Origin of the sequence: Mycolicibacterium chitae, assembly GCF_900637205.1 — a bacterium.
Classification (GTDB): Bacteria; Actinomycetota; Actinomycetes; order Mycobacteriales; family Mycobacteriaceae; genus Mycobacterium; species Mycobacterium chitae.
Window position 1 is genome coordinate 3,811,028 of the sequence record NZ_LR134355.1, and the last position, 22,514, is coordinate 3,833,541.

The 22,514-nt window shown below is 69.7% G+C and carries 19 protein-coding genes; 7 read left to right on the forward strand and 12 right to left on the reverse strand.

The window, feature by feature from the left end:
* Positions 1-40 precede the first annotated feature (40 nt).
* From EL338_RS18200 to EL338_RS18220, 5 genes are read right to left on the reverse strand one after another with little or no spacing between them, the layout of a single operon-like run.
* Complete coding sequence (locus tag EL338_RS18200) at positions 41-589, reverse strand: pentapeptide repeat-containing protein (RefSeq protein ID WP_126335032.1); 549 nt, start codon at positions 587-589, stop codon at positions 41-43.
* The gene (locus tag EL338_RS18205) at positions 586-1,164 is read right to left on the reverse strand and encodes a GTP-binding protein (RefSeq protein ID WP_126335033.1); all 579 of its coding nucleotides are present in this window, start codon (positions 1,162-1,164) and stop codon (positions 586-588) included. Before EL338_RS18205 ends, EL338_RS18200 begins: the two co-directional genes overlap by 4 nt.
* Positions 1,145-1,513, reverse strand: a complete 369-nt coding sequence (locus EL338_RS18210; RefSeq protein ID WP_126336950.1) for a DUF742 domain-containing protein — start codon at positions 1,511-1,513, stop codon at positions 1,145-1,147. Before EL338_RS18210 ends, EL338_RS18205 begins: the two co-directional genes overlap by 20 nt.
* A gap of 17 nt (positions 1,514-1,530) precedes the next feature.
* A complete protein-coding gene (locus EL338_RS18215; RefSeq protein WP_126335034.1) occupies positions 1,531-1,950 on the reverse strand; it encodes a roadblock/LC7 domain-containing protein in 420 nt (139 codons plus the stop codon).
* Positions 1,947-4,961 carry an ATP-binding protein gene (locus EL338_RS18220; protein WP_126336951.1) on the reverse strand — a complete coding sequence of 1,005 codons (3,015 nt, stop codon included), beginning with the start codon at positions 4,959-4,961 and terminating at the stop codon, positions 1,947-1,949. Before EL338_RS18220 ends, EL338_RS18215 begins: the two co-directional genes overlap by 4 nt.
* Positions 4,962-5,228: 267 nt before the next feature.
* Between EL338_RS18220 and EL338_RS18225 the strand changes: the two genes are divergently transcribed.
* On the forward strand, positions 5,229-5,693 hold the full coding sequence (locus EL338_RS18225) for a tRNA (cytidine(34)-2'-O)-methyltransferase (protein WP_126335035.1): 465 nt from the start codon (positions 5,229-5,231) through the stop codon (positions 5,691-5,693).
* Positions 5,694-5,703: 10 nt separating this feature from the next.
* On the opposite strand, the gene EL338_RS18230 is transcribed toward EL338_RS18225, so the two are convergent.
* From EL338_RS18230 to EL338_RS18250, 5 genes are all read right to left on the reverse strand, one after another.
* Entirely contained in the window at positions 5,704-6,345 is a 642-nt protein-coding gene (locus tag EL338_RS18230) for a nitroreductase family protein (protein WP_126335036.1), read from the reverse strand.
* Positions 6,346-6,355: 10 nt separating this feature from the next.
* A complete protein-coding gene (locus tag EL338_RS18235; RefSeq protein WP_126335037.1) occupies positions 6,356-7,810 on the reverse strand; it encodes a neutral zinc metallopeptidase in 1,455 nt (484 codons plus the stop codon).
* A 33-nt stretch (positions 7,811-7,843) separates the two neighbouring features.
* Positions 7,844-11,137, reverse strand: a complete 3,294-nt coding sequence (locus EL338_RS18240; RefSeq protein WP_126335038.1) for an error-prone DNA polymerase — start codon at positions 11,135-11,137, stop codon at positions 7,844-7,846.
* Positions 11,138-11,182: 45 nt separating this feature from the next.
* Positions 11,183-12,073, reverse strand: a complete 891-nt coding sequence (locus EL338_RS18245; protein ID WP_126335039.1) for a universal stress protein — start codon at positions 12,071-12,073, stop codon at positions 11,183-11,185.
* Between the two features lie 111 nt (positions 12,074-12,184).
* Complete coding sequence (locus tag EL338_RS18250) at positions 12,185-13,681, reverse strand: bifunctional aminoglycoside phosphotransferase/ATP-binding protein (protein WP_126335040.1); 1,497 nt, start codon at positions 13,679-13,681, stop codon at positions 12,185-12,187.
* Between the two features lie 130 nt (positions 13,682-13,811).
* On the opposite strand from EL338_RS18250, the gene EL338_RS18255 reads away from it, so the two are divergent.
* Positions 13,812-14,798 (forward strand): Acg family FMN-binding oxidoreductase, encoded by a 987-nt coding sequence (locus EL338_RS18255; RefSeq protein ID WP_435404943.1) that lies wholly within the window; start codon positions 13,812-13,814, stop codon positions 14,796-14,798.
* A gap of 4 nt (positions 14,799-14,802) precedes the next feature.
* Here the strand turns inward: EL338_RS18255 and EL338_RS18260 are convergent, their stop codons facing one another.
* The gene (locus EL338_RS18260) at positions 14,803-16,344 is read right to left on the reverse strand and encodes an APC family permease (RefSeq protein ID WP_126335042.1); all 1,542 of its coding nucleotides are present in this window, start codon (positions 16,342-16,344) and stop codon (positions 14,803-14,805) included.
* Positions 16,341-17,228: a universal stress protein gene (locus EL338_RS18265; protein WP_126335043.1), complete on the reverse strand. Its 888-nt coding sequence runs from the start codon at positions 17,226-17,228 to the stop codon at positions 16,341-16,343. Before EL338_RS18265 ends, EL338_RS18260 begins: the two co-directional genes overlap by 4 nt.
* Positions 17,229-17,396: 168 nt before the next feature.
* Between EL338_RS18265 and EL338_RS18270 the strand changes: the two genes are divergently transcribed.
* The 5 genes from EL338_RS18270 (at position 17,397) to EL338_RS18290 (ending at position 22,513) form a co-directional block, all read left to right on the forward strand.
* Positions 17,397-17,645, forward strand: coding sequence for a hypothetical protein (locus EL338_RS18270; protein WP_170217461.1), 249 nt, complete (start codon positions 17,397-17,399; stop codon positions 17,643-17,645).
* 55 nt (positions 17,646-17,700) lie between these two features.
* A complete protein-coding gene (locus EL338_RS18275; RefSeq protein ID WP_126335044.1) occupies positions 17,701-18,573 on the forward strand; it encodes an acyl-CoA thioesterase in 873 nt (290 codons plus the stop codon).
* Positions 18,574-19,275: a histidine phosphatase family protein gene (locus EL338_RS18280; RefSeq protein ID WP_126335045.1), complete on the forward strand. Its 702-nt coding sequence runs from the start codon at positions 18,574-18,576 to the stop codon at positions 19,273-19,275.
* Between the two features lie 138 nt (positions 19,276-19,413).
* Positions 19,414-21,441, forward strand: a complete 2,028-nt coding sequence (locus tag EL338_RS18285) for an SDR family oxidoreductase (RefSeq protein ID WP_126335046.1) — start codon at positions 19,414-19,416, stop codon at positions 21,439-21,441.
* A gap of 22 nt (positions 21,442-21,463) precedes the next feature.
* Complete coding sequence (locus EL338_RS18290) at positions 21,464-22,513, forward strand: nucleoside hydrolase (protein ID WP_126335047.1); 1,050 nt, start codon at positions 21,464-21,466, stop codon at positions 22,511-22,513.
* Position 22,514: the final 1 nt, after the last annotated feature.

Sequence of the window (22,514 nt, forward strand, 5' to 3'; positions counted from 1 at the left end):
GACATGTTGCACCCATCCCGCCCGCAACCCCGCAAACAAGTCACCCCTCGGCGAGGGTCAGCCCGTGCGCAGCCGCAAAGGCCAGGGCCTGGGGCACGTCGATCTTGGCTCCGCGCAGCGCCGCGGTGGTCCACAGCGTCGGATCGATGCGCGCGCCGCGCAGATCGGCTTCCTCGAGCCGCGTGCCCTGGGTGCGCACCCCGGACAGGTCCGCCCCGCGCAACACGGCCTTGCGCAGATCGGCCTCCACCAGCGACACCTCGCGCAGCCGACACCCACTGAGGTCCAAGCCGCGCAGGTCCGCACCGCCGAGCACGGCCAGGGAGAAGTCGACCTCCTCGAAGGTCGCCGGCCGCAACCGACAGTTCGTGAACACCGAGCCCATCAGGCTGCAATGCCGAAAGGTGCTGTGCCACAGGGTGGCCCGCTCGAACCGGCAGTTCCGGAAGGCCGAACCAGCGTGGACCGACTCGGAAAGGTTGACGCCGCTGAAGTCGCAACTGTCGAACACCACCCGCTCGGTCCGCAACCCGGCGAGGTCCTCGTCGCGGAAATCGCGGTCGCTGAACTCCTGGTCGGACCAGTTCACCCGGTGGCCGTCAGCGATTCCAGCGCGTACTCGCTGACCGCGATCAGGGCGTTCTTCGCCGAGGTGCGATCGCGGGCGTCGACCGTGATCACCGGAACGCGTTCCGGCAACGCCAGGGCCTGGCGCACCTCCTCGACCGGGAAGCGCTGCGATCCCTCGAACTCGTTGACCGCGATGATGAACGGGATCTTGCGGTTCTCGAAGAAGTCGACGGCGGCGAAGCTGTCCTCCAGTCGCCGGGTGTCCACCAGCACGATCGCGCCAATCGCACCGTGCACCAAGTCATCCCACATGAACCAGAACCGACGCTGCCCCGGCGTGCCGAACAGGTACAGCACCAGATCTTCATCGAGCGTGATGCGGCCGAAGTCCATCGCCACCGTGGTGGTCCCCTTGCCCGGGGTGGCTTCGAGGCCGTCGACGCCCGCCGAGGCGGTGGTCACCATGGCCTCGGTGCGCAACGGCATGATCTCGGAGACAGCGCCCACGAACGTGGTCTTACCGGCGCCGAACCCACCCGCGATGACGATCTTGGTCGATACAGCATCACGCCTCTCAGAGTGCGCGTAGCCCACGGAGGGTCCTTCCTATCAATTCGCGTCGTTCATCGTGTGTCGAGCGGTCGGTGAGGGTGGCGTGCACCTGAAGGTATCCCGAGGTGACGAGATCGCCGACCAAGACACGGGCCACCCCGAGCGGAACATCCAGAAACGCTGAGATCTCCGCCACAGAAGGGCTTTTCGTGCACAGCTGGACGATCCGGCCGCGCATGTCATTGGGGGGCCACCGATGGTACAGCCCCGACTCCAACGTGCGCACCGGCGCCTCGAGCGACAGCTCCACCGAGGACTCGGTGCGGCCTGCGGTCAGCATGTACGGGCGCACCAGGCTTGCCTCGCGCGCCGGCGCCGACCGTTCGAACATATTCATTCCAGTCTCGATCACATGTGCTGGGGCGCACGGCGGCGAGTGGACTGCACTGTGCTACCCACCCGTTCCACCAGAATCGCCATCTCGTAACCCACTTGGCCGATATCGCAGGATTTGGAAGCCAGTGTGGCGAGCTGGCTGCCGTCGCCCACCTGCATGATCAACACGTAGCCGTGGTCCATCTCCACCACCGACTGCAGCACCCGGCCGCCGTCGAAAAGCTGTGCCGCGCCGGCGGACAGGCTGGCCAGTCCGGACGTGACGGCGGCGAGTTGATCGGCCCGCTCGGGCGGCAGATGCTCGCTGGCCGCGATCAACAGACCGTCGACCGACACCAGGACGGCGTGGGCAACGCCGGGTACGTCACGCGCGAACTTCGAGACCAACCAATCGAGCGGGTTCTCGTGCTGTGAACCTTGCGCATAATTCATTGCTCATCGAGTCCTTGAGTTGTGTTGCGGGCGTGCGAACGTGCCGCGCGCACACCGCCGAAATGATTGCTCATCGAAGCGCGGATCGCCTGGGGATCGCGCTCCGGGTAACTGTCGTCCGTATCTGCTCCGGCCTCCGTGTCCTGTGCTTCCTCCCCCAGCTGCTCGGCCTCTCCGGGCGGCGTTGCTCCGCCCGGGATCAGTCGGGCCCCCGGCGCACGCACCGGCAGGCCGCGATCCGTGTGCTCCTCGACGGGTACGTTGTCCGCCTCCGCGGCGGCCGCCCATCCGTTGTCCCACACCGACTTCCAGTCCTGCGGGACCGCGAGCTGCTGCACCTCCGACGGATCGAGCCACTCCGAGACCATGTTCTGATAGATCAGGTCCACCGAACCCGCCGGGATCGGACCCGTCACCGGCGCCATCTCCTCGGCCAGCCGATCCATGTCGGACAGGTCGATCGATCCGGTGTCCTCGGCCTGCTCGACCGCTTCGGTCTCAGCCGAAACCTCCTCCGCGACCTCGGGCTCCTCGGGCTCGGCCAAGACTTCCGGTTCTTCCGGGGCCTCGGCTTCCTCCGCGACGCCGGCTTCGTCCGAAACGGCCTCCTCCGCGACGTCGGCCTCCTCCGACACCTCGGTCGGGGCCGCCAAGTCGACCTCGACCTCGGGTTCCGGCTCCGGCTGCTGCTGAGCAAGCCGCCGCGAGGCGAAGAAACCCGAGGTGTTCGACGGGATCTCGGGCGGGGCCGCCTCGTCGGTCTCGTCGGCGGGACTGCTCCACCATTCCTCGGCCGGGCGCTCCTGCTGATCGGCGCCGATCTCGGTGAACAGGTGGTCGCGCGGGGTGGCGATATCGGTGGAACCCGGGTTGCGCCGGGGCAGCACCGACACCGACGCCTCGGTCCCGGCCGGTTCGCTGTCGGGTTCGTAGCGGATGTCGAAGTCGTCGTCGGGTACCGGCTCGGGCTCGGCTTCGGCCTCGACGGGCTCGGGCTCCTCGACGGCCATCTCGGGGTCGGTGGTCGGCTCGGCGGCAAAGGCGTCGAACTCCGCGAACGGCGCGGGTTCCTCGACCCGTGGTGCGTAACCCTCGAGCAGTTCGGGCGGCAGATACACCTGGGCGATGGTCCCCGCGCCGGTGGCTCCCGGCAGCAGGCGCACCGTCATGCCGTGCTGGCGGGCCAGCCGGCCCACGACGAACAGCCCCATGTGGCGGGTGTTGTCGGGGCTGACCTCGCCGCCGGCGTTCAGCCGCATGTTGGCGATGCGCAGGTCGGCGTCGGTCATGCCGAGCCCGGTGTCGTTGATGTCGATCAGCACACCGGAGTCGCTGGTCTGCACGGCGGTGACCCGGACCCGTGCCGTCGGCGGCGAATACCGCAGCGCGTTGTCGGTCAGTTCGGCGAGCAGGTGCACCGCGTCGCCGGCCGCGGCGGCGATCAGCGAGCAGTCCGGCACCATCCCGGTCTCCACCCGCTGGTAGTCCTCGACCTCGCTGGCCGCGGCGTTGATCAGGGAGCTCAGCGGCACCGGCTGTCCCTGCTCGCGGTTGACTTGCGCGCCCGCCAGCACCAGCAGGTTGGCGCCGTTGCGGCGCATGCGGGTGGCGAGGTGGTCGAGCCGGAACAGGCTGTCGAGCCGCTCTGGATCTTCCTCGTTGCGTTCCAGCCGGTCGATCAGCGACAGCTGCTGATCCACCAGCGACTTGTTGCGCCGCGACAGCGTCTCGAACATGTCGTTGACCATCACCCGCAGCCGCGCCTCGTCCCCGGCCAGCAGCAACGCCTGGGTGTGGAGTTCGTCGACGGCGTGGGCAACCTGCCCGACTTCCTCGGTGGTGTAGATCGGCAGCGGATCGGGCTCGCGTTCGTCGCCGGCCTTGACCCGTTCGACGCCGGCCGCGAGGTCCTCGTGGGCGATCTTGAGCGCGCCGTCGCGCAGCGTGCGCAGCGGCCGGACCAGCGACCGGGCCACCCACCACACCACCAGCAGCGCCAGCAGGATCGCGGCGATCACCAGGACGGCGTCGCGGATCGCGTTGTTGCGCTGGGCGGTGGCGGCGTCGTCGACCGTCGCGATGACGCCGGGAGTGACGGTCTCGATGACGTTCTGGGCGATCGCGTCGGTGGCGTCCAGCGAGGTGAGCATCGCCTGGCTGCCGACCACCGGCACGGCCGGGTCGGCCATCATCGACAGTCGGCGGACCATCTGGCTGCGCAGCTCGGCGGCCTCGTCCGAGTTGTTGCCCAGCAGCGCGGACACGCCGGTGACGTTGGAGGGTTCGGTGCCGGCCAGCGCGATCATCGAGGACCGCACGTAGGGCTCGGGCAGCTCGGAGCCGCGCTCGACCAGCAGGCGCTGGATCATCATCTGCCCGTGGGTGCCGACCGCGCGGGCCAGGCCGTCGGCCTGGCGGCGCACCGCTTCGTCCTCGACGCGCACCGACCCGGTGATCGCGGTCTCCGACGTCAGCAGCAGCGGTGCGAACGCGGTGACCCGCTCCGGCAGTTCCGCGGCGCTGGGGCCGGCGTTGGCGACGAGTTCCTGGCCCTGATCGGTCAGCGTGGTCACGGCCTCGCGGACCTCGTCGCTGATGTCGTCGTTCGTCTGGGTCAGCAGCGCCGAGCGGCGGTCCTCGAAGTTGTTCTGGACTTCCTCGGAGGCCGCATTGGCCGGCGCGGTGAACAGCGCCTCCTCGAGGGCGCCCATGTAGTCGATGATGGCCGGGACCAGTTCGGCGCGGTCGGCGGCCAGCCGCAGGTCCCGGGCCTCGGTGAAGCTGGAGTAGATCCGGAACCCGCCGAACACCGCGGCCAGCAGCAGCGGCAGCAGCGCGATGGCGAAGACCTTCCAGCGCACCGGCCAGTTCGTCGGCGACCAGCGGTTGGGCCGTTGCACCGGCGCCGGCGGCTCGGTCTGCTCGATCGACGCCGACGCGTAGGGGTCGGCGGGCAGCGCGTTGAAATCGGACCCCAGGGGTTCATTGAACGCCGGGGGCTTGTCGAACATCGTCACCGGGCAGCGCCCCCTGCCGACGCCGGGTTCGCCCCACTCGCGATCGCACCGCTGTTATTCAGTGTTTCCGCCTTCATCAGACTTCCTGCTCATTTCCACCCGGCCGCGATGTGCGCGACCCGGCGTAATTCGCACGGCAATTGCAGAAGTATGACAGTCCCCACCTGGGTGTTCCAAGGTTCTTACCGAACGGACCGGCGCGGGAGGCCCTCATGGACAATGTCGAGCAAACTCTGGACAGCACCGAAGGGAAGCTACCGAATGTTCGCGTTGCTGTTTTATTCACCACGCATCGCGCCCAATACCGGCAACGCGATCCGAATGGTGTCCGGCACCGGCGCGGCACTGCATCTGGTGGAGCCTTTGGGCTTTGACCTGTCCGAACCGAAGCTGCGCCGAGCCGGCCTGGATTACCACGATTTGGCGTCGGTCACCGTGCACGCGTCCCTCGAGGCGGCATGGGCGGCGCTGATGCCCGCGCGGGTGTACGCATTCACCGCGCATGCCACGAGATCTTTCACCGATGTTGGCTACCGTTCCGGCGATGTCTTGATGTTCGGGCCGGAACCCACCGGACTGGACGCGCAGACGCTCGCCGATCCGCACATCACCGACACGGTGCGGATCCCGATGCTGGCCGGACGACGGTCGATGAACCTGTCCAATGCCGCCGCCGTTGCGGTTTACGAAGCCTGGCGCCAACACGGCTTCCCGGGCGCCGTTTAGCGCCGCGCGCTCACCAGGAGTCCCAGTGCGTCAGCTGCTCGGCCGGCAGCCGCTGGGCACGCTTGAACTCGGTGCCCTTGGTGTAGGCGATGGGGAACAGCCCACCCTGCGAATACTGGTCGAACGGGATGCCGAGGACCTCGGCCGCTTCCTTCTCCCCGTCGCCGATCAGGTGCAGCGTGGTCCACGCCGAGCCGAGGCCGCGCGAGCGCAGCGCCAGCATGAAGCTCCAGACCGCGGGCAGCAGCGAACCCCAGAACGACGCGCTCATCCCGGCGGGCGCCCCGTCGGCGCGGCCCTCCAGGCACGGGATCATCAGCACCGGCGCCTTCTCGAAGTTCTCGTTGAGGTACTTCGCCGAGCTCTGCACCGCGTCGAGCTGCTGGTCGCGGATGTCGCCGCGCTGGGGCTTGGGCAGATCCAAGTAGGGCGTCGCGTTCGATCGGTAGATGTCGGCGAGGGCCTTCTTCTTGGCGGGGTCCTCGACGAACACCCACTGCCAGCCCTGTGCGTTGGACCCCGTCGGCGCCTGCAGCGCCAGCTCGAGACACTCCATGATCACTTCGCGGGGCACCGGCTTGTCGAAGTCCAGGCGCTTGCGGACCGAACGGGTGGTGGTCAGGACTTCGTCGACGGAGAGATTCAGGGCCATGCTGCCGAGACTATCCGTTTCCGGCTCGGCCAAACCGGGTGTAACACAGTTCTGGGTCGCCGAGCAGCCCCGACCGATACGCCACGATCCGGGTGAAGCCGGCGGGCACGGTGGCCCCGGTGACGTTGCTGGCGACGATCCCGTTGACCAAGAGCCCGGCCACGGCCTCGTCGACGTCGCCGGCGGTCAGCACCAGCTGTCGGCCCGGTACCGGCTCGGCCATCGCCTGCTGCGCGAACCCCGTCAGGCATGCGGTGCGCAGCGCCGCCTCGGCGGTGTCCAGCGCCACCTCGCGCTCGCGCTGCACGGCCAGGACGTAGCGCGATGTCAGCGCCGACAGCGCGGTGTTGTCGCCTTGCAGCAGAACCAGATTCCGCAGCTCGCTGGCCGGGGCCGCGAACCGCTGCAGGGCGGGTAGGTCGACGCCGAGGACGTTGCCGTCCGGGCAGTAGGCCACCGGGGTGCCGGGCTGCGGGCCGGCGCACTCCCGCGGGTCGAGCGACAACGTCGGCGGGTCGGACAGCAGGAAGATAGCGTCGAGGTCGCCCATCAGCGCCGCGAGCACCGATTCGTCGATCGCCATGTCGCCGGATTGCACCGTGCCGTCGTCGCCGAGTTCGAGGCTGCGCGGCAGGTCGCCGCGGCGCTGCCGCACCTCTTGGTCGTCGATGGCCGCACACGTCTGCGCGCCGTTGATGAAGCCCAGTTGGAAGGCGCTGATCCGGTCCAGAGCGTTGCCGTGCTCGTCGACGTCGAGCAGTTCGGCGACGATCGCCGGCATCAGCGGGTCGCGGACGGTGAGCGCGGCGGCCAGCACGTGGTTGAGCCCGTCGCCGGTGTCGAGGGTGAACCGCGGCGAATTGCCCTCCACCACCCAGCGTTGGTGCGCACCGGCGAAGCAGTCCGCCTGCTGTTCGATGACCAGCGTGGAGGTGTCCTTGTCGATCAGGCCGGCCATCCGCTGCACGGCGTGGCCGTACTCGTGGGCGATCAGCGCCACCACCGACATGTCCCCGAAGAACTTCCGCGCGACGGGAACCATCACGCCGCGGTCCCAGGCCAACAGGGCCAGGGGCGGGCAGAAGAAGGCGTTGACCAGACGGTAGGTGCGCCCGCCGCACACCCACGGGCTCGCCGGGTCGTTCGAGTCGAAGGACATCAGCTTCTCGACGGGCTCGAACTCGCCGGGCAGGGCGTCTGCGTAGTGCTGCGACCAGAACTCGGTGACGTCGTCGACTGCCAGCACCGCCAACCGGTCGACGTCGGCGCCGTCGGTGTTGTCCACCGTGCCGACCGGTTCCGGGGCGTCCTCGCGTATCCCGCTGGGGCCGTCGACGGCGGGGAGCCCGCCCACCCGGAACGGGTCGTACAGCGGCGAAACCGCTTCGCCCGCAACGCTGCTGCTGCAGCCGGTGGCCAGGGCCGCGGTCAGTACCATCGCCGCCAGGCCGCGCCCCCACGTCATCTCGCCCCCTCACGCTCGGTATCAGACTACGGCTCAGCGGAAGTCGCGCGAGCGCGAACCGACCCGCATGTCGATCGGGTTCATCTGGTCGGCGACGACGGTGACGGCGCCGCTGGCGTTCTGCACGATGCCGCGGATCACCAGCGCCGGGGCGGTCTGGGCCAGCTTGCGGTACCGCGACCAGACCCCCGGCGAGCACAGGATGTTGACCATCCCGGTCTCGTCCTCGAGGTTCATGAAGGTCACCCCCTGGGCGGTCCCGGGCCGCTGCCGATGCGTCACCGCCCCGGCCACCAGCAGCCGGGTACCGTCCGGGACGGACAGCAGCCGGTCCGCGGGCACCACCCCGCGCGCGTCGAGTTCGGCGCGCAGGAACTGCATCGGGGAGCTGTCCGGCGAGATGCCGGTGGCCCAGACGTCGGCGGCGGCCAACTCCAGCGCGCTCATCCCGGGCAGGGCCGGCACGCGGGACGACGTTCCCACCCCCGGGAGCCGGTCGGGCCGTTCGGCGGCGGCGGCCCCGGCCGCCCACAGCGCCTCGCGGCGGCTGATGCCGAAGCAGTCCAGCGCACCCGCCGTCGCCAACGCCTCGGTCTGCGGCACCGTCAGCGGCACCCGGCCGGTGAGGTCCACCAGCGATCCGAACGGGCCGCACCGGTCGCGCTCGGCCACCAGGCGCTGCGCCAACTCCTCGCCGATGTGGCGCACCGCGCCCAGGCCCAACCGCACGTCGTTCCCGCCGTTCTCCAGCGTGGCGTGGGCCAGGCTGGCGTTCACGCACGCGCCGTGCACCCGCACGCCGTGCCGGCGGGCATCGGCAACCAGCGACTGCGGCGAGTAGAAGCCCATCGGTTGGGCGCGCAGCAGCGCCGCGCAGAACGCCGCGGGGTGATGCAGCTTGAGCCACGACGAGTAGAAGACCAGCGAGGCGAAACTCAGCGCGTGACTCTCCGGGAAACCGAAGTTGGCGAACGCCTCGAGCTTCTCGTAGATCCGTTCAGCCAGGGGCCCGTCGATCCCGTGTTGTTCGCGCAGACCGGCGTAGAAGCGGCCGCGCAATCGGCGCATCTTCTCGGTGGACCGCTTGGATCCCATGGCCCGGCGCAGCTGGTCGGCCTCGGCCGGGGAGAAGCCCGCGCAGTCCACCGCGACCTGCATGAGCTGTTCCTGAAACAGCGGAATTCCCAAGGTTTTCCGTAGTGCCGATTCCATCGAGGGGTGGTCGTAGGTGACCGGTTCCAGACCATTGCGACGACGGATGTAGGGGTGCACCGAACCGCCCTGGATGGGGCCGGGCCGGATCAGCGCCACCTCGACCACCAGGTCGTAGAACTCCCGCGGCTTGAGGCGGGGCAGCGTGGCCATCTGGGCGCGGGATTCCACCTGGAACACCCCGACGGAGTCGGCGCGCTGCAGCATCTCGTAGACCGCCGGTTCGGACAGGTCCAGCTTGGCGAAGTCGACCTCGATGCCCTTGTGCTCGGCCAGCAGGTCCACCGCGTAGTGTAGGGCCGAGAGCATGCCGAGGCCGAGCAGGTCGAACTTCACCAGGCCGATCGCGGCGCAGTCGTCCTTGTCCCATTGCAGCACACTGCGATTGGCCATCCGGGCCCATTCCACCGGGCACACGTCGGCGATCGGGCGGTCGCAGATGACCATCCCGCCGGAGTGAATGCCCATGTGCCGCGGCAGGTTCTTGATCTCGGTCGCCAGCTCGATCACCTGCTCGGGGATGTCGCCCACCTCCGGTGCCTCTGCCAACCCGTTCCACCGGCTGATCTGCTTGCTCCACGCATCCTGCTGCCCTTGCGAAAAGCCCAGGGCGCGAGCCATGTCCCGGACCGCGCTGCGCGCCCGGTAGGTGATGACGTTGGCGACCTGTGCGGCATAGTCGCGGCCGTAGCGGTCGTAGACGTACTGGATCACCAGTTCGCGCTGATCCGATTCGATGTCGATGTCGATGTCGGGCGGCCCGTCGCGGGCCGGGGACAGGAAGCGTTCGAAGAGCAGGTCGTTGGCGATGGGATCCACCGCCGTGATGCCCAGGGCGTAACAGACCGCGGAGTTGGCGGCCGATCCCCTGCCCTGGCACAGGATCCTGTGCTGCCGGCAGAACCGGGTGATGTCGTGCACCACCAGGAAATAGCCCGGGAACGACAGGTGCTCGATGACCGCCAGTTCGTGGTCGATCTGGGCGTAGGCGCGCGGGGCGCCCTGCGGCGGGCCGTAGCGGTCGGCGGCGCCCGTCAGCACCAACTCGCGCAGCCAACTGTCCTCGGTGTGGCCGTCGGGGACGTCGAACGGCGGCAGTTGCGGGGCGATCAGCTGCAGGCCGAAGGCGCACTGCTCGCCCAGTTCGGCCGCGGCGGTGACGGCGTCGGGGAAATCGGTGAACAGTTGCGCCATCTCGTCGCCGGACCGCAGATGCGCGCCGCCCAGCGGGGCCAGCCACCCGGCGGCCTCGTCGAGGGACTGCCGCGCGCGGATGGCACCCATGGCCATGGCCAGCCGGCCGCGGGACGGCTCGGCGAAGTGCGCGCCCGTGGTCGCCACCACCGACACCCCGAAGCGACGGGCCAGCCCCGCCAGGGCCGCGTTGGTCTCGTGCTCGCCGGGGTGGCCGTGCCGGCTCAGTTCGACGCTGACCCGGTTCTGCCCGAAGCGGTCCACCAGGTCGGCCAGCGCCGCCTCCGCGGCCTCCGGGCCACCCTCAGAAAAGGCCTGGCGCACATGCCCTTTCCGACACCCGGTCAGGATGTGCCAGTGCCCGCCGGCCGCCTCGGTCAGCGCGTCGAAGTCGTACCGTGGTTTCCCTTTCTCACCGCCGGCGAGGTGGGCGGCCGACAGCTGCCGGGACAGCCTGCGGTAGCCCTCGGGCCCACGGGCCAGGACCAGCAGGTGCGGCCCGGGCGGGTCCGGGGTGTCGGTGCGGGCGACGTTGCCCAGCGATAGCTCGGCGCCGAACACCGTGCGCACCGCTAGCTCGGCGGCGGCCTCGGCGAAGCGCACCACGCCGTAGAGGCCGTCGTGGTCGGTCAGCGCGATCGCCCGCAGGTCCAGCCGCGCGGCCTCCTCGACGAGCTCCTCCGGGGTGCTGGCGCCGTCGAGAAAGCTGTAGGCCGAGTGCGCGTGCAGTTCGGCGTACGGGACCGTCGAGCGGCGGACCGCATGCCCCGGCGGGCGGTAGTCGGCCCGCTTGCTGGTCCAGGCCGGACTGTCGCCGCCGTCGCGGGTCGGTTCGGCCAGCGGCAGGCCGGCCCGGCGGGGCTTGCCACTGAGCACCCGCTGCATCTCGCCCCAGCTCGGCGGCCCGTTACTCCAGCCCACCCCCGCAGTCTATCGAACAATTGTTCGATAGACGGTGGGGGTCGGTCAAGGTTTGCGGGCCACGATGACCGGCATCTTCGCGGCCTGGGCCACCGAGTTGGCCACGGAACCGAGCAACATCCCGGTGAACCCACCGCGCCCGTGGCTGCCGACCACCAACAGTTGCGCGTTCTCGGCCTGCTTGACCAGCGCGTTTGCCGGTCGGCCCCACTCCACCACGCGGCGGACGGTGACGTCGGGGTAGCGCTCCTGCCACCCGGCCAGCCGTTCGGCGAGGATGACGTGCGCGCGTTCCTCCAGCGTCTCGTAGTCCACGCCGGGGATCTCGATCACGTCGGCGTCGCTGACCGCGTGGAACGCGACGAGTTCGACGCCGCGGCGCGAGGCCACGTCGAAGGCGATCGAGGTGGCGACCTCCGAGGCCGGCGACCCGTCGATCCCGACCACCACGGGGGCCTGCGACGGGTTGTCCATCATCGGATCCTCGTCGTGGATGACCGCCACCGGGCAGTGCGCGTGCCGGACCACGTTGGAGCTGACCGAACCGAGCAGGCCGCGCGCCAACGCACCGCGACCGCGGCTACCCACGACCACCAGGTCGGCCTCGGCCGAGAGTTCGATCAGCACCGACTGCGACGGGCCCGTCGGCATCTCGGTGCGCACCTCGACGCCGCCGTCGGCCTTGGCCGCGGCCTGGGCGACCTTGGTTGCCTCGGCGAGGATTTCGCGGCCCTGCTCCTCCTGCCACTGCGAGTAGCTCGGCGGCATCGCCACTTCCGGCCACATCATCATCACCGGCGGGCTCAGCACATACACCAGGGTCAGCGGCACCTTTCGGGACGCCGCCTCCCGCGCGGCCCAGTCGACCGCCACGGTGGCCGACGGCGATCCGTCGACACCGACCAGAATCCCTCGATGCGTCGTGGGCGCGGACATGTCACATCCCTTCCTCTGCAGGTCCCTTCGACCGGCACTGCCTTCGACGTTAGCCGTACCGCACCCGTCAGGTAAGGGCATCGGGTCACCAAAACCCGGGGTCCTCGGTACTCAGATCGCCAGACAGCACAGCTGCTGGGCTTCGGCCACCGAGTCGGCCAGGGGCCGGTCGGTGGCGATGCGGTGGGCGCTGTCCCAGACCGCCCCGGCCTGTTGCTCGTCGATGCTGCGGGCGATCTCGGGGGTGGCATCCGAGGTGCTGTTGCGGCGCTGGGTGATCCGGTCCTGCGCCTCGGCCAACGGTGTGGTGCAGGCCATTTCGAGCAGGATGGCATGAGCCTTGGCGGCCAGCGCGCGGGCGAGTTCGCGGTGCGACGGGTCACGCCAGGTGCCGTCGAGGATCACCGTCTCCCCCGCCGCGAGCATGCTGTGCGCGCGGCGGAGCACCACCTTGTACACCGTGGCCACGTTCTCCGGGGTGTACAGGCCGGCGTCGAGTTCACCGGGCGCACCGGCGATGACGTCGTCGCGCTCGAGATCCTTGCGGACGTCGTCGGTCGAGATCACCCGTGCGCCGATCCGTTCGGCCAGCGAGCGGGCCAGCGTGGTCTTGCCGGTGCCCGGCCCGCCGCCCACGAGCACCAGCCGCGGCACCGCGGCGCGCAGATGCTCGAGCGCCAGTTCGAGGTGACGCGCGGCGTCCGCGGCGGCCTCGGGGTGGCCCTGAGCATGCCGGATGCAGTCCACCTTGGCCCGCACCCCGGCCCGGTAGGCGATATAGAAATGCCGCAGCGACCGCGGCGCCTCGTCGGCGGCGCGCCCGCAATAGCGGTCCAGGAAGGCCTCGGCCAGATCCGGCCGGCCCAGGAACTCCAGGTCCATGGCCAGGAACGCCGCGTCGTCGAGACCGTCGACGTAGCGCAGCTTGTCGTCGAAGTCCATGCAGTCCAGCAGGTTCGGATGGCCGTCGACGCAGAAGATGTCGTCGGCCATCAGATCGCCGTGCCCGTCGACGATGCGGCGCAGCGAGATCCGATCGGCGAACAGCACGGCCCGCCCGGAGATGTATTGGTGCGCCAACTCCTTGACCCGGCGCACGGTGTCGGCCGAGACCACGGGGGCATCGCCGGCGGCGAACTTCTCGAGCTCCACCAGGTTGTCGTCCCAGCGGCCCTTGATGGCCAGCACGCGCGCCTCGGCGTCGATCTCCCGGCTCCGCGCCGCGCGACCGTGGAACTCGGCCAGCACCATCGCCACGCGTTCCAGCTCGGCGGGCACGGTCTCGACGTTATTGCGGACCCGGGTGCTCAACCGGACCTCGTCGGAGTAGCGGTTCATCACCAGCACGGGCTCGCGCTCCCCGGCCGTCGGGCCGTCCAGATGGGCGATCCCCAGGTAGGCGTGCGGGGCCAGCCGGTTGTTGAGCTCGAGTTCCCGCGCCAGCGCGTGTTCGCGCGCGCTGTGCGTGCTGAAGTCCAGGAAGTCGGTGACGACGGGCCGCTTGGCCTTGTAGGCGCGGTCCCCCACCAGAATCACGACACCGGTATGGGTTTCGCGGACCTGCGCGTAGGGCTGGTCGGCGGCGCGCGCGTCGAAGTCCCGGTGCATACCCTCGATACTGCCTACCGGTCGACGGCTTGGCTAGTTGCGCTGGCCCCCGGCCCGGATGACCAATGACCCTGTTACTCGGGCGCCGCGTACCCGATGATGGAGGACAGTCAACGGAAGCGGGTGATACCTGATGCCCCGGACGATCGTCGATGCCGAGGTGATCAAGCAGGCCGTCGCGGTCGCCTCGCGGGCGCCGTCGCTGCACAACAGCCAGCCCTGGACGTGGGTGGCCGACGGCCCCGAACTGCAGTTGTTCGCCGATCGCAGCCGGATCCTGCGCGCGGCCGACACCGCGGGCCGGGAGGCGCTGATCAGCTGCGGGGCCATGCTGGACCACCTGCGGATCGCGATGGCCGCGGCCGGCTGGCAGTCCTTCGTCGAGCGGTTCCCCAACCCGAACGACCTGAGCCATCTGGCCTCGGTGGACTTCCAGCGCGCCGGCTACGTGAGCGACGCCACCCGGGCGCGGGCCACCGCGATCCTGCGCCGGCGCACCGACCGGCTGCCGTTTTCGCCGCCCAACGACTGGGACATCCTGCGGCCGGTGCTGCACGAGTTGGTCGATTCCGACGCGGTGCATCTGCACGTCATCGACGACGCGCTGCGCGGCGAACTGGTCGAGGCGTCCCGGCTCACCGAGGCACTGCGCCGGCAGGACCCCGATTATCAGTCTGAACTCGACTGGTGGACAGCGCCGTTCGAACTCGACGAGGGCATTCCGCGCAGCGCCCTGAACTCGGTGCCCGAGGCCGACCGGGTGGGGATCAACCGCGCCTTCCCCATCGACGGCCCCGGCGAACGCCGGGCGGCGACCGGCCCGGATCAGGCCCGCATCCTGGTGCTCTCGACCCCGGAGGACAGCCGCGAGGACGCGCTGCTGGCGGGCGAGGCGCTGTCGACCGTGCTGCTGGAATGCACCGCGGTCGGGTTGGCGACCTGCACGGTCACCCATCTGACCGAGACCGAGGCCGGCCGCACGGTGATCGCCGAACTGCTGGGGTCCACGCGGTCGCCGCAGGCGCTGGTGCGAGTGGGCCGCGCCCCGGCGCTCGAGCAGGCGCCGGCACCCACCCCGCGCCGGCAGGTGACCGACGTCCTGAAGTTCCGGCGGTAGGCGCTCAGAGGCCGGCGGTCTGCTCGGAGACGGGGGTGTCGCGCGTCAGGGTGTGCCCCTGGAAGAACGCCGGGCTGCGCAGCCGCATCACCAGCATCAGCACCGCGCCGAAGGCCAGGATGCCGAAGCCCATGAAGAACACCAGGCCGATGCCGCCGATCTCGGATCCGCTGCCGTTCTCGGGGTCCATGCTCTCCTGCACCGAGATCACGAACACCGCGGCCAGCATCAGTCCGCCCAACAGCGGAAACAGCAGCTTGAACACGAAATTGCGTGCGCTGGTGAACAATTCGCGACGGAAGTACCAGATGCAGGCGAAGGCCGTGATGCCGTAGTACCAGCAGATCATGATGCCCAGTGCCGCAATGGTATCCAGCAGGGTGGATTCGGACAGCAGGCTGACCACGGTGTAGAAGACCGCGGTGACCACCCCGGCGACCACGGTGGAGAACACCGGCGCCAAATGCCGTGGATGCACCTCGGCGAACTTCGCCGGGAACGCGCCGTAGGCACCCATGGCCAGCATCGCCCGCGCCACCGGCAGGAAGGTGGTCTGCAGGCTGGCCACCGAGGAGGCGAACACCGCGGCGAACAACAGCAGCCCGCCCCAGGACCCGAGCACCGGCGTGGCCAGCACGCCGAACACGTTGTCGGCGTTGTCCGCATTGTCCAACCCCATGCCGGTCTCGCCGACGCCGGCGTACATCATCACCGCCACGGCGACCAGTAGGTAGGTCAGCAGGATCGAGATCACGCACAGCAGGCCGGCCCGCCCGGGGGTTTTGGTGGGATCCTTGGATTCCTCGCCGAGTGTCAGGCAGGTGTCCCAGCCCCAGAACGCGAAGATCGAGCCCGTGACGCCGATGACGAAGGCCCCCAACGCCAGACCGGAGAACGGGTTGAACCAGTCCAGGTCGAAGGCCAGGCCGGCCGGCGCGTCGCCGAGGTTGACCTGGGCGATCGCGACGACGGCGAACGCGATGAGCACCACCATCTGGAAGCCGACCAGCACGTACTGCACGCGCTCGCTGGTGGTGATCCCGCGGCTGGCGATCACCGTGGCCAGCACGATCAGCGCGACCGTGGTGAGGATGTTGATCAGCAGGTTGTCGGCCAACTCGGCGATGCCGGGGCTGGCGAACAGTTCCGCGATGAACAGGTAGAGGAACTCCACGGCGATCGCGGCGAGGTTCGACAGCACGATGATGGTGGCGATCACCATGCCCCAGCCGCACATCCACCCCACGTAGGGCCCGAATGCCTTGGTGGACCACGTGAACGAGGCCCCGCAGTCCGGTGCCCGGGAGTTCAGTTCGCGGTAGGCGTAGGCCGTCAGGAACATCGGGATGAACCCGGCGATGAAGATGGCCGGCATCTTGAGGCCGACGGCCGCGACGATCAACCCGATGCTGGCGGTCAGGGTGTATCCGGGCGCCACGCAGGAGATGCCGAGGATGGCGCCGGACACCGTGCCGACCTTGCCCTCGGCCAGACCCTTGGCGCGCAGGCCGCTGCGCTCTTCGGCGGCCTCGAGTGATTCGTTCACGGCAGGTCCTCTTCGCTGAGTTGGTCGCGGGGCACGACGATCATCGGAACGTCGAGCACGCGCAGCATCTTGGCCGCGGTCGAGCCGAGGAACAGCCGCCGCGGGGCGCTGAGCCGGCTCGAGCCGACCATGATGATGTCGCCGTCGTGCCAGGTGAGTTGGGCGACCGCGTCCTCCACCGATTGCCCCTCCAAGACGCTGGAGGTGACCGGAAAGCCTTTGGGGAGCTCGCCTTTGGCCTGTTCCAGGGTCCGCAGCGCGTGGGCCACGGCGTGTTCGCGGGCGGCGTCGGCGTCGCCGCGCAGCGAACCGAACACCGGATCCAGGGCCACCAGCGACACCAGCCGCAGCGGTGCCTCGGCCGCGGCGCTGAAGCGCACCGCGGTGTCGAGCAGCAGGTCGGCACCGGCGCGTTCGCCGATGGCGCAGGTGATTCCGCCGACGCGGTCCACCCGGGACTCGCGCAGCCCGCGCGGCGCCACCGCCACCGGTACGGGAGCGGAGTACAGCAGTTCGTTGACCACCGAGCCCAGCGAGCGACTGCCGGCCAGCCCGCCGCCGGAGCCGCCGACCACCAGCAGATCGGCCTGCAGGCGGACGACCTCGCTGATCAGCCCCTCGGCGAAGGATTCCGCGATGTAGCGATGCCCGCGCGCCACCACTCCGTCGGGTACCTGCGCCAGCGCGTCGGCGATCCAGGCGTCGGTGCGCTCGGCGATCAACTTCTCGTAGCCGGCCGGCGAACCGCCCAGGGCGGGCAGGCGCGCCGGCGGCAGGATGAGGCAGATCTCCACGTCGGCACCCATGCTGCGGGCGAACCGCAGACCCAGTGCCAGCGCGTCGGCACCGCCGGGGGTGGCCAGGTATCCGATCACCAGTTTCATGAGCGCGTTACCGCCGATCTGCGCCGAGCGCCTTGTCCGAATAGCCCGTCCGAACCGCGAGAACTACCAGCGCTATGAATCCTGACAACGTGGCGCCATCGATATCGGCAGTTCGCCGAAATTGCCTTGGCGCCTATGCGATGCTCGCGACAGGCGGAAGGGGGAACCATGCTGGGCGTGCTGCGCCGGGTGCTCAGTTTCCGGGTCAGCGTCGAGCAACTGATCGAAGTGGCACTGTGGCTGGCCATCCCGTATCTGCTCGCCGGTGTGGTGTTCACGTTCCTGCACGCCGATACCGTCGACATGTTCGAGTCGCGGCTCGAGACCCAGTTGCCCGCCGGGGCCAATCTGGTGGCGTTCGGCCACACGACCGCGCTGTGGCCGCTGCTGTGGGTGGCGCCGGACGTCTGCCGCTGACCGCTGGGCCGACCCGGCTCGCGGCGCCGTTGCCCGGCATGGCTACATAGAGGTCGTGTCGGACAGGCTGAACAACGTGCTGGACCTGCTGAAGGTCGAAGATCTCGGGGACGGGGCGTTCCTCGGTGCGCAACCCAACGACGACCGCGAGCGGTTGCGCGTCTACGGCGGTCAGGTTGCCGGGCAGGCGATCGCGGCGGCGGCGCGCACCACCTCCCGTCGGCCGCACAGCATGCACTTGTCGTTCCTGCGCCCCGGCGACACCACGATCCCGCTGCGCTACGACGTCGTGTCCCTGCGCGAGGGCCGGACGTTCTCCACCCGGCGGGTGACCGCCAGCCAGGACGGCGTCGTGGTGATGGAGGCGATGGCGTCGTTCATCATCGACGTCGACGGCGACGAGTACCAGCAGCCGATGCCCGAGGTGCCCGACCCCGAATCGCTGACCCCACTGGACGAACAGCTGCGCGAGCACCTGCCCGCCGATGACGACTACCTCGAGATGGTCGCGTTCCGCGTCGCCGAGATGCGCTACGTCGACCTGCCGCCACGCATCGCGGTCGATGCCCCGCCGCGGGAGGATCCGCGCACCCGGATCTGGCTGCGGCTGGAGGAGGATCCGCCGGCCGAACTGCTCGCCGATCCGGTGCTGGCCGTGGCACTGCTGGCCTACATCAGCGACTGGACCATCCTGGACCCGGTGCAGATCGCCCTCGGCAAGACCTGGCAGCAGCTGGAGAAGTTGGCCTCGCTGGACCACGCGATGTGGTGGCACCGGCCGGTCGACTTCGCCGACTGGTTGCTCTACGAGCAGCGGACCGGGACCGTCACCGGCGGGATGGGCCTGGGCACCGGCGCAATCTACAACCGGGACGGCTCGTTGGTCTGTACCGTGACGCAGGAAGGCTTCGTGGGAAGGCGACTGTAGATGCCGCGCATCGGTCTGCTCGGGGCAAGAACACTGGCCGCACTGTTCGCGGTGACGGTCGTCGGTGCGTGCAGTTCGGGTCCCCCGCCACCGTCGTCGATCACGCTGACCCTGGTCCGGCACGCGCAGTCCGAGGGCAACGCGTCGGGGCTCGTCGACACCTCGGTGCCCGGTCCCGGCCTGACCCCGGAGGGCAAGCAGCAGGCCGAGGACCTCGCGGATGAGTTGCGCGGCAAGGACTTCGACGGCATCTACGCCTCGAACATGTTGCGCGCCGAGCAGACCGCGGCCCCGCTGGCAGCCGAGTTGGGCGAACAGGTTCAGGTGCTGGACGGGTTACGCGAGATCGAGGCCGGCTGGTTCGAGGGCAAGCCCGAGGACCAGATCGCGACGACATACTTCCTGGCCCCGGCCCAGTGGCTCGACGGCAACATGGACGCGACGATCCCCGGATCGGTCAGCGGCAAGGAGTTCAACGACCGGTTCACCGGCGCGGTGCAGGAGATCTACGCCAGCGGCGACAAGAATCCCGTGGCCGTGGCGCACGCCGGGTCGATCATGCTGTGGACGCAGCTGAACGCGACCAACTCGCAGGAGAGCCTGATCGTGAACCGGCCGCTGCCCAACACCGGCGTCGTCGTCCTCGAGGGCAACCCCACCACCGGCTGGCGCCTGATCAGCTGGGACGGCCTTTCGCTTTAGCGCGCCCAACCCCAACCGCGAAGGTGCGCGTCCCCGGCCGACACGCCGGACATTTCTCGTAGTTTCCGCACGCTCGCACCCGCCCGACTTGTCAAGATTGGTTGACACGCGGGCCGCGACGGGTCCACGATGCTCCCCATGAACTATGTCGTTACCGGCGGTACCGGGTTCATTGGCCGCCGCGTCGTCGACCGAATCCTGCGCTCCGACCCCCACGCCAGCGTCTGGGTCCTGGTACGACGGGAGTCGCTGGGCCGCTTCGAACGCCTCGCCGCCGACTGGGGTGAGCGCGCCCGTCCGCTGGTCGGCGATCTCGCCGCGGCCGATCTGGGGCTCGCCGACCTCGCCGAACTCGGCGCCGTCGACCACGTCGTGCATTGCGGGGCGGTCTACGACATCACCGCCGACGACGCCCGGCAGCGCGCGGCCAACGTCGAGGGCACCCGGGCGGTGATCGACCTGACCAGGCGACTCGATGCCACCCTGCACCACGTGTCCTCGATCGCCGTGGCCGGCACCTACGCCGGGATCTTCACCGAGAACGATTTCGATCTGGGGCAGGACCTGCCGACGCCGTATCACCAGACCAAGTTCGAGGCCGAGCAACTGGTGCGCACCGCCGCGGGGTTGCGCCATCGGATCTATCGGCCGGCGGTGGTCGTCGGCGACTCGGCCACCGGCGAGATGGACAAGATCGACGGCCCCTACTACTTCTTCGGGCTGCTGGCCAAGCTGGCCGCGCTGCCGCGCTTTACCCCGATCGCGCTGCCCGACACCGCCCGCACCAACATCGTTCCGGTCGACTTCGTCGCCGACGCCCTGGTGGCGCTCATGCACGCCGAGCATCGCGACGGCCAAACCTTCCACCTGACCGCGCCCGCGACGATCGGTCTGCGCGGCATCTACCGCGCGCTGGCGCCCGAGGCCGGACTGCCGCGGGTGCGCGCCGCGCTGCCGCGCGCGGTCGCCGACGGCTTCCTGGATGCCCGCGGCATCGTCAAGGTCTGGCGCAACATGGCCGTCACCCAGGCCGGCATTCCCGCCGAGATCCTCGATGCCGTCGACCTGCCGACCACCTTCACCGCGGATAACACCCGGGAGGCGTTGCGCGGCACCGGGATAGCGGTCCCCGCGTTCGCGGATTACGCGCCGGCGCTGTGGCGGTACTGGGCGCAGCATCTCGATCCCGACCGCGCCCGCCGCACCGAACCCGGCGCCCCGTTGGCCGGCCGGCATGTGGTCATCACCGGCGCCTCCAGCGGAATCGGGCGCGCCTCGGCCCAGGCGGTCGCCGCCCGCGGCGCCACGGTGTTCGTGTTGGCCCGCAACGGCGCGGCCCTGGACGACCTGGTCGACGAGATCCGCGCGGACGGCGGTCAGGCCCACGCATTCGCCTGCGACGTCACCGATTCCGACTCGGTGGACGCCACCGTGAAGGACATCCTCGGCCGGTTCGGGCACGTGGATTACCTGGTGAACAACGCCGGCCGGTCCATCCGCCGGTCGGTCGAGGCGTCCACCGACCGGCTGCACGACTACGAGCGCGTGATGGCCGTCAACTACTTCGGGGCGGTGCGGATGGTGCTCGCGCTGCTGCCGCACTGGCGCGAACGCCGGTTCGGGCACGTCGTGAACGTCTCCAGCGCGGGTGTGCAGGCCACCTCCCCGCGCTACTCGGCGTACCTGCCCAGCAAGGCCGCCCTGGACGCGTTCGCCGACGTGGTGGCCACCGAGACGTTGTCCGATCACGTCACGTTCACGACGATCCACATGCCGCTGGTCCGCACACCGATGATCGTTCCGTCCAAGCGGCTCAACCCGATTCCCGCGATCAGCCCCGAACACGCCGCGGCCATGGTGGTCCGCGCCCTGGTGGACAAGCCGGCGCGCATCGATACTCCCCTGGGCACGCTGGCCGACGCCGGCCGCTACTTCACCCCGAAGCTGGCCCGGCGGATCCTGCACCAGGTCTATCTCGGATATCCGGATTCGGCGGCCGCCCGCGGTGAATCGACACCCGCGACGACGGCACCCGCGGCGACGACACCCCTGACGACGACACGGCGGCCCCGGAAACCCTCCCGGCCGGTGCGTGCGGCCCGCAGTCTCGGCGTGCCGCGCACCATCAAGCGCACGGTCCGCGTCATCCCCGGCGTGCACTGGTAAACGTCGGCGATAGCATTGCCGCATGCCCGCGGTCTTCGCCGATCTGGATACCGGCGTCGACGACGCCATGGCCCTGGTGTACCTGCTCGCCTGCGAGGAAGTGGACCTCGTCGGCATCGCCTCGACCGCCGGAAACGTTTCCGCACACCAGGTTTGCCACAACAACCTGGCACTGCTGGAGCTCTGCGGCGTATCCGGGGTCCCGGTGTCGCTGGGCAGCGAGCAGCCGCTGAGCATCCCGCTGCGCACCGCCGAGGACACCCACGGCCCCGCCGGCCTGGGCTACGCCGAACTGGCCGCACCCAGCACCGAGGCCACCTCCTACGACGCTGCGCAGGCCTGGATCCGCGCCGCGCACGCTCACCCCGGTGAACTCATCGGCCTGGTCACCGGGCCGCTGACCAGTCTGGCGCTGGCGCTGCGCGCCGACCCGGAACTGCCGCAGCTGCTGCGGCGGCTGGTCATCATGGGCGGATCCTTCGACTACCGGGGCAACACCAGCCCCGTGACCGAGTGGAACATCCACGTCGACCCGGAGGCCGCCGCCGAGGTGTTCGCCGCCTTCGGCCGGCACGCCGAGCACGCGAGCGAACTTCCGCTGGTGTGCGGCCTGAACATCACCGAGAGCATTGTGCTGACCCCGCAGATCCTGGCGCGGCTGGCGACCGCCGCGGGCGCCGAGACCCACACCATGGGTCCCGACGACGACCTCGGGCGCCGGTCGACGGCCACCAACCCGCTGATCCGGGTGCTCGAGGATGCGATGCGGTTCTACTTCGAGTTCCACTTCCGCCAGGGCGAGGGGTATCTCGCACACCTGCACGACCCGTTCGCCGCGGCGGTCGCGCTGGACCCGACGCTGGTCACCGCGCGGCCGGCGACCATCGACGTGGAACTGCACGGGACGCTGACCCGCGGCATGACGGTCGCCGACATGGCCGGGCACTGGGGCCGCGAGCCGAACGCCGCCGTCGTCACCAGCGGCGCACCGCACACCACCCGACCGCTGGCCGAGGTGTTCTTCGACCACTACATCGAGCGGGTCGGCCCGTTCCTGCAGCGCCTGAGCTAAC